General features: G+C 62.8%; 8 protein-coding genes and 1 pseudogene. 7 read left to right on the top strand and 2 right to left on the bottom strand.

Annotated elements, in window-relative coordinates; genetic code table 11:
• The 5 genes and pseudogenes from EOA28_RS20480 to EOA28_RS20460 form a co-directional block, all read left to right on the top strand.
• A pseudogene (locus EOA28_RS20480) lies at positions 1-291 on the top strand (DNA primase); the annotation flags it as partial.
• 428 nt (positions 292-719) lie between these two features.
• Positions 720-2,747 (top strand): RNA polymerase sigma factor RpoD, encoded by a 2,028-nt coding sequence (rpoD, locus tag EOA28_RS20475; protein ID WP_126081757.1) that lies wholly within the window; start codon positions 720-722, stop codon positions 2,745-2,747.
• Between the two features lie 199 nt (positions 2,748-2,946).
• Positions 2,947-3,240 (top strand): GYD domain-containing protein, encoded by a 294-nt coding sequence (locus EOA28_RS20470; protein WP_042646984.1) that lies wholly within the window; start codon positions 2,947-2,949, stop codon positions 3,238-3,240.
• Positions 3,241-3,303: 63 nt separating this feature from the next.
• Complete coding sequence (locus EOA28_RS20465) at positions 3,304-3,684, top strand: DCC1-like thiol-disulfide oxidoreductase family protein (protein WP_189342113.1); 381 nt, start codon at positions 3,304-3,306, stop codon at positions 3,682-3,684.
• 114 nt (positions 3,685-3,798) lie between these two features.
• A complete protein-coding gene (locus EOA28_RS20460) occupies positions 3,799-4,461 on the top strand; it encodes a PadR family transcriptional regulator (RefSeq protein WP_128315209.1) in 663 nt (220 codons plus the stop codon).
• A 79-nt stretch (positions 4,462-4,540) separates the two neighbouring features.
• Here EOA28_RS20460 and EOA28_RS20455 read toward each other — a convergent pair whose 3' ends face one another.
• Positions 4,541-4,801, bottom strand: coding sequence for a YiaA/YiaB family inner membrane protein (locus tag EOA28_RS20455; RefSeq protein ID WP_040996673.1), 261 nt, complete (start codon positions 4,799-4,801; stop codon positions 4,541-4,543).
• Between the two features lie 43 nt (positions 4,802-4,844).
• A complete protein-coding gene (locus tag EOA28_RS20450; protein ID WP_127252859.1) occupies positions 4,845-5,522 on the bottom strand; it encodes a PspA/IM30 family protein in 678 nt (225 codons plus the stop codon).
• Between the two features lie 171 nt (positions 5,523-5,693).
• Here EOA28_RS20450 and EOA28_RS20445 point away from each other — a divergent pair, with 171 nt between their 5' ends.
• Positions 5,694-6,335: a TetR/AcrR family transcriptional regulator gene (locus tag EOA28_RS20445; RefSeq protein WP_127252858.1), complete on the top strand. Its 642-nt coding sequence runs from the start codon at positions 5,694-5,696 to the stop codon at positions 6,333-6,335.
• Between the two features lie 49 nt (positions 6,336-6,384).
• A partial coding sequence (locus EOA28_RS20440) for an HlyU family transcriptional regulator (protein ID WP_245501567.1) occupies positions 6,385-6,524 on the top strand: 140 nt, incomplete at its 3' end.

Genomic DNA, 6,524 nt, shown 5'->3' with positions numbered 1-6,524 from the left:
ATCTGGGAGCGGGCGGTGGAACTGATCAAGCGGGCGCGGCAATGGCCGGCACTCGAAACCGCCGCGCTCGACGATGCCCGCGACGCCTTCAACCAGGCGATGCACTTGCAGCGCAGCGCCCGCACCTTACATAGGGAGCTGAAACAGGCGCAGGCGGCGCTCGATGCAGACCCTTCGGACGAAAACTTCCGGCATCTCGTCGAGATTCAAGCGCAATTCAACGATGTGCAGGCAACGGAAGCGCTGATCGAAGGGTTCGGCGTTTCATCGGGCAGGGTTGGCCGCGTCTAGGGCCGAACGCCACCCATTGGAAGTGAGTGGAAATGCGCAGCGCGTCGAATCGACGCCTCTAAGTCGGGTAATTGATTCGCTTTTTTCATGCGAATCATGCCAGAGGCGCTTGACCTTCTGGCAGATTGGCGGAATCAGGACGATTCGAAACGTTAACCGTGCCCCGGCGTCGGCGGGAAATTTGAGCGATGTGAGGTGCCGGTGACGGCTGGACAGGCAAAACGCCTGCTCCAGATATCAGGGTTAATCTGGACTTAATGCATGTCGCCCAAAAGTGAAAACCGGTTTGGGGCAAACGAGATGCAAAAAACAAAAGAGATGACGCGGTTGCCGGGCCGGTAAAAAGCATTCCGGTACGAGCACGTCCGGCGTAACCGGTCCGACAGTTTACGCGGCCTCGATATTGGGCCGCTTGGAGACGACAAAGAATGGCGACAAAGGAAAAGGAAGAGGTCGAGACCGAACGCGAAGGCGCCACCGATGGCCCTCTGCTCGACCTTTCCGACGATGCTGTCAAGAAGATGATCAAGGCCGCGAAGAAACGCGGCTATGTCACGCTCGACGAATTGAACGCGGTGCTGCCCTCGGAAGAGACGGATCCGGACCGCATCGAAGACATCAATGCGATGCTCAGCGACATGGGCATCAACGTCGTCGAGGATGACGAGCAGGGCGAAGAGGCCGAGGCCGAGCCCGCCGGCGACAGCGAGGAAGACGCCAACGAGCTTGCCGAGCAGACCGGCACCGCCGTTGCCGCCACGACCACCAAGAAAGAGCCGACCGATCGCACCGACGATCCGGTGCGCATGTACCTGCGCGAGATGGGCTCGGTCGAGCTTCTGTCGCGCGAGGGCGAAATCGCCATCGCCAAGCGTATCGAGGCCGGCCGCGAAACGATGATCGCGGGGCTGTGCGAAAGCCCGCTGACCTTCCAGGCCATCATCATCTGGCGCGACGAGCTCAACGAATCGAAGATCCTGCTGCGCGAGATCATCGACCTCGAGGCGACCTATGCCGGCCCGGAGGCCAAGCAGGCACCGGTGGTCGAACGTGTCGAGGAATCGCCCAAGCCGGACGAGAAGCCGCGCGGCCGCGCGGCGGCACGCGAGGAAGAAGACGACATCACCAATGTCGGCGGAGACACGCGCGGGCTGGAGGAAGAGGAAGACGACGAGGACGAGGCCAGCCTGTCGCTGGCCGCGATGGAAGCGGAACTGCGCCCGCAGGTGATGGAGACGCTCGACGTCATCGCCGACACCTACAAGAAGCTGCGCAAGCTGCAGGACCAGCAGGTCGAGAATCGTCTCGCCGCCGCCGGCACGCTGTCGCCCAGCCAGGACCGCAGGCTCAAGGAGCTGAAGGACCAGCTGATTAAGGCGGTGAAGTCGCTGTCGCTCAACGCGGCGCGCATCGAGGCGCTGGTCGAGCAGCTCTACGACATCAACAAGCGCCTGGTGCAGAACGAGGGCAAGCTTCTGCGGCTCGCCGAGAGCTATGGCGTGCGCCGCGAGGAATTCCTCAAGGAATATCAGGGCTCGGAGCTCGATCCGAACTGGACCCGCTCGATCGCCAATTTGACTTCGCGCGGTTGGAAGGAATTCACCAAGAACGAGAAGGACACGATCAAGGAGCTGCGCGCCGAGATCCAGAACCTCGCCACCGAAACGGCGATCTCGATCCTGGAATTCCGCAAGATCGTGAACCAGGTGCAGAAGGGCGAGCGCGAGGCCGCGATCGCCAAGAAGGAAATGGTCGAGGCGAACCTGCGTCTCGTCATCTCCATCGCCAAGAAATATACCAACCGCGGCCTGCAGTTCCTGGACCTCATCCAGGAAGGCAATATCGGCTTGATGAAGGCGGTCGATAAGTTCGAATACCGTCGCGGCTACAAGTTCTCGACCTACGCCACCTGGTGGATACGGCAGGCCATCACCCGCTCGATTGCCGACCAGGCGCGCACCATCCGCATTCCGGTGCACATGATCGAGACGATCAACAAGATCGTTCGCACCTCGCGCCAGATGCTGCACGAGATCGGCCGCGAGCCGACGCCGGAGGAACTGGCGGAAAAGCTCGCCATGCCGCTGGAAAAGGTACGCAAGGTGCTGAAGATCGCCAAGGAGCCGATCTCGCTCGAAACGCCTGTGGGCGACGAGGAGGATTCGCATCTCGGCGACTTTATCGAGGACAAGATGGCGATCCTGCCGATCGACGCCGCGATCCAGGCCAATCTGCGCGAGACGACGACGCGGGTGCTTGCCTCGCTGACGCCGCGCGAGGAGCGCGTGCTGCGCATGCGCTTCGGCATCGGCATGAACACCGACCACACCCTGGAGGAAGTCGGCCAGCAGTTCTCGGTGACGCGCGAACGCATCCGCCAGATCGAAGCCAAGGCGCTGCGCAAGCTCAAGCATCCGAGCCGGTCGCGCAAGCTCAGAAGCTTCCTCGACAGCTGATCCGCAGGTCAGACAAGCAAATCCAAAGGGCGCCTCGGGCGCCCTTTGGCGTTTCCGGCCCCTTTCATGCCGCCTTGCCGCACCTGCCCGACAGGAGGATAATTCCGTTGTCGGATGCATTTGTGGGCGACAAGCCGGATGCCCGCCCCGGCGCCGGTCGTACGGCGTCGCGCTCCGTGGCTCCCGGGGGAGGTATGCCATGACAACCTACATCGTGCTTATCAACTGGACCGAGCTGGGCGCCAGGAATGTGCGGGAGTCGCCAAAGCGGCTCGATGCCGCCAAGAAGCTGCTGGGCGAAATGGGCGGATCGTTCAAGTCTTTCTACCTGACGATGGGCGAATGCGACATGGTCGCCATCGTCGAGGCACCGGACGATGCGGTGCTCGCCCGCTTCGCGCTGCTGCTGTCGTCCGGCGGTAACGTCAAGACGCGGACGATGAAGGCGTTCCCGGAATTCGCCTATCGCGAGATCATCAGTTCGCTGGGGTAGGCGGCTGAAGCCGGGACCGGCGCGGCTGTTGCGAAGCCGCGCCACATTCCCGATAGTCGCGCCATGCCCAAGCCTTTGCTGACCGTCTGGTACAACACACGCTGCCCGGTATGCGATGCCGGCATCAGCCGCCAGAAGCGGCGGCTGATCGAGGCGGTCAAGGCGGGCAGTGTCGCATTCCGCGACATCAATTTCGAACCTGAAGCCCTTTCGGCCTTCGGCGCCTCGCTCGAGGACATCCGGCGGCGCCTGCACGCGACCGATAGCGAAGGCCAGCTGCTGGTCGGCGCCGACGTGGTGATCGCGGTCTGGCGGCTTACGCCGGGCGAGGGGTGGCTGGCGAGCTTGTTCGGCAATGTGGCAACGCTGCCGCTGACGCGCATCGCCTATGACCGTTTCGCGGACCTTCTCTACGCCTGGAACCGTCTTAAGGGCCGCTGGTAGGCGGAATGCCATAGGCTTGGCGCCTCCTGCGATACATCGTAAGATATATCTTGACTCGACGAGGAGTGTGCCTTACTTAAGATGTATCGTAAGATATAACTCAAGGAGTAATTCATGCACAGGCACGATCAATCCGGGCATCATTTCGGCGAGCGAATGTTCATGCATATGGCCGGCAAGTTCGGCGGCCGCGGTGGCGGCGGCTTTGGTCCGTTTGGGGGCAGGGGCGGCGGGCGCGGCGGCCCGGGCGACATGTTCCGCGCCGGCCGGATGCTCGCCGACGGCGATCTCAAGCTGATCACGCTGTCGCTCTTGGCCGATGCGCCGCGCCATGGCTACGATATCATCAAGGCGCTGGAAGAGCGCACCAGCGGCGTCTACAGCCCGAGCCCGGGCGTGGTCTATCCGACGCTGACCTTCCTGGAAGAGGCGGGTTATGCGGTGTCGTCCAGCGAAGGCAACAAGAAGGTGTTTTCCATCACCGAGGCCGGCAGGGCGCATTTCGAGGAGAACCGCGAGATGATTGACGGCGTGCTCGACCATCTCGAGCGCTTCGGCCGCAAGATGGCCGCGGCGCGCGAATGGTTCGGCTGGGGCGACGACAAGGATGAGGGGCGCCGCGGCCGTTCGGAAAAGCGCGACCAGTTCCACGCGCTGCGACATCGTCTGCGCGCCGCGCTCGGCGACATCGCCGACGCGCCGGAAGACAAGCAGGCCGAGGCGATCAGCATCCTCGAAGACGCCGCCGAGGCGATCGAGGCGCTGGCGCGGCGCTAAGCCATTTTCATAAGAGCAGCCAAAAAGCCCGGAGCGATCCGGGCTTTTTGCATTCAGTCAGCGATCGATAGAGCAAGGACTATTCCTTGCCGACATATTCGCTGATCAGCTTCTCGTTGCGCGCCTTCTCGATCTTGGCGGTGGTCTCGGCCGCGATCCGCTCGTCGGTGCGATATTTGACCAGGTTCACCAGGCTGCCAGTAAGCAGGAGGACGCCCATCGCCCAGTAGCCCTTGGTCGAAAGGTCGACAGGCGCCAGCCACAGCGACAGGCCGAGCATGAAATAGGCGGCGCCCACCGACACGGTGTTGAACAGGATATAGGTCTGATTGCCGTTCATCGTATTGCTCCTTGGAATTTGATCTGTTTTTCGGAAAGCGGGTTCAGTTCAGGGATTTGAGGCGCGCCAGGACGTCCTCGGCGCGCACCTTGGTGGCCGGTCCATGGCCTGCCTCAGCGAGGCGCTCGCGGATCGCCTCGTGGCGCAACTCGCCATCGATCTCGTCGAGAATGCCGGCCTCCTCGAACGGGTCACTGCTGTCCTTGATGCGGGCCAGCAGTTCCTCCGCCTCGTTGATGCTCGCCGTGCGGCCGATCGAACGGTTGAGGCGCGACTGCGCCTTTCGCTCGGCATCGATTGCTCGGGCCGAGATCATGCCCTGGCTGAGGCCGATGATGCGGCGATGCGCCTGTTCGACGGACAGGCGCATCCGCAAGGTCTTCTCGCCCAGGCTCTTCACGGTGGCGCGGCGCACCTCGCGCTCGTTCTCGAGCTCCGCGATCGCGGAGGCGCCGCCTTCTGCAAGCGCCTGGTTGTTGGCGGAAAGCGCGCTCAGCGTGCGGGTTTCCAGATCGGCGATGCGGCGGTCGAGCTGGTCGAGGCTGGTCTGCTCGGCACGCCGGCGCACGATCAGCGAGGCAAGCGTCTGCTTGGCGGCGGCGAGGCCCGCCTCCGCGTCGCGGATGCGCTGCGCCACAAGGTCGATGGCGAAACGGTCCTTCAGATTGTCCTCGGCCCGGGCGCTGGCGCCGTCCAGCAATGTCTTGATCAGGCTAAGCATTAGGTCTTCTCCCTGTTGATGTGAACTTTGTTCACGAAGCCAACATAACAGGAAATGAACATTGTTCAAGAACAATGTTGAACGCTGTTCATGGGCCGTGGGACATGGTAAACGCAGGCAGACAGGCTGAACGTGGCAGGCCGGCCACCTCACAGAGCGACAGGAAAGAGCATGGCGCTGGACAAGGAAGAAATGAGCGAGAAGGTGCTCGCCATCGCCGAGGCACTGCTCAATGAGGGCGGCGCCGAGAACCTGAAAGCGCGCACCATAGCCGAGCAGGCCGGCATTTCGGTTGGATCGGTCTACAACCTCTTTGCCGATCTCGACGAGGTGCACCGGGCCGTCAACATGCGGCTGCTCGACCGGCTCGGCGCGACAGGCCTCGCGGCCATGGCCGATCTCGAAAGGCAAGGGGTGACCGATGTCCAGCACCGCGTCCTAGCGATGGCGGCGGCCTATGTGCGCTTCGTCGAGGCGCATCCCGGCAGTTGGCCGGCGGTGCTTGCCTTCAACCGCCGCCGCGCGACGCGGCCGGGCCCCGATGCCTATGACGCGCTGCTCGACGCGCTCTTCGACATCGTCGCCGGCGTGCTCAAAGCAGGCGATTTCGGCCTCGACGACAACCGCCGCGCGCTTGCGGCCCGGACCTTGTGGTCAAGCGTGCATGGCATCGTGACCAGCGGCTATGTGGCCAATTCCAACAGCCGGCAGGCCGAGGAGATCTGGAATCAGATCGAGCTGCTGGTCGGCGTTTTCGTCAAGGGACTGGAACATGGCGGCGCATTCGCGCATGCTGAGACAAAGTCTGATTAAACAGGGCGCTGCGGATCTTCGACGCCCGCGTAAAATGGAGTGTCAAAAAATGTCTGTTCTGAAAAAGCTTTTCGGCGGCGGCAGCAGTGAGGCACCGGAGACCGGCAGCGCCAAGCCGGCCAAGCAGGTCGAGCACAAGGGATTCCTGATCAGCGCGACGCCCTACAAGGCCGAGGGCCAATACCAGAC

Origin of the sequence: Mesorhizobium sp. M2A.F.Ca.ET.067.02.1.1, from assembly GCF_004023285.1 — a bacterium.
Taxonomy (GTDB): Bacteria; Pseudomonadota; Alphaproteobacteria; order Rhizobiales; family Rhizobiaceae; genus Mesorhizobium.
This window is presented reverse-complemented; position numbering and strand designations above follow the sequence as displayed.